The organism is Enterococcus sp. HMSC076E04 (genome assembly GCF_001814285.1).
Lineage (GTDB): Bacteria > Bacillota > Bacilli > Lactobacillales > Enterococcaceae > Enterococcus_B > Enterococcus_B lactis.
This window is the reverse complement of record NZ_KV815622.1, coordinates 1-467: the sequence shown is the minus strand read 5'-3', so window position 1 is coordinate 467 and position 467 is coordinate 1. Positions and strand designations below refer to the sequence as shown.

At 51.8% G+C, this 467-nt stretch carries 4 tRNA genes; all 4 read left to right on the top strand.

Going from position 1 to position 467, the window contains the following annotated elements:
* Positions 1-59: 59 nt before the first annotated feature.
* The 4 genes from HMPREF2961_RS10460 to HMPREF2961_RS10445 all read left to right on the top strand — a co-directional run bounded on the left by HMPREF2961_RS10460 (position 60) and on the right by HMPREF2961_RS10445 (position 418).
* Positions 60-133, top strand: a tRNA-Met gene (locus HMPREF2961_RS10460).
* 13 nt (positions 134-146) lie between these two features.
* Positions 147-220, top strand: a tRNA-Ile gene (locus HMPREF2961_RS10455).
* Positions 221-243: 23 nt separating this feature from the next.
* Positions 244-333 (top strand) — tRNA-Ser (locus tag HMPREF2961_RS10450).
* 11 nt (positions 334-344) lie between these two features.
* A tRNA-Met gene (locus HMPREF2961_RS10445) sits at positions 345-418 on the top strand.
* Positions 419-467: the final 49 nt, after the last annotated feature.

Sequence of the window (467 nt, the reverse complement as noted above, 5' to 3'; positions counted from 1 at the left end):
GGAGGTCAGCGGTTCGATCCCGCTAGGCTCCATTTCATTTAAATAATGAATATCTTTTTCGCGGTGTAGCTCAGCTGGCTAGAGCGTCCGGTTCATACCCGGGAGGTCGGGGGTTCGATCCCCTCCGCCGCGATTTTTAAGAGCCTGGACCTTTAGCTCAGTTGGTTAGAGCAGACGGCTCATAACCGTCCGGTCGTAGGTTCGAGTCCTACAAGGTCCATTGTGGCGTTGTAAGTTTCATATGGAGGATTACCCAAGTCCGGCTGAAGGGAACGGTCTTGAAAACCGTCAGGCGGGTAAAACCGTGCAAGGGTTCGAATCCCTTATCCTCCTTTTCATATTATCGCGGGATGGAGCAGTCTGGTAGCTCGTCGGGCTCATAACCCGAAGGTCGTAGGTTCAAATCCTGCTCCCGCAATTAAAAACTAAAAACACTGGTTCCGTGGTGTAGGGGTTAACATGCCTGC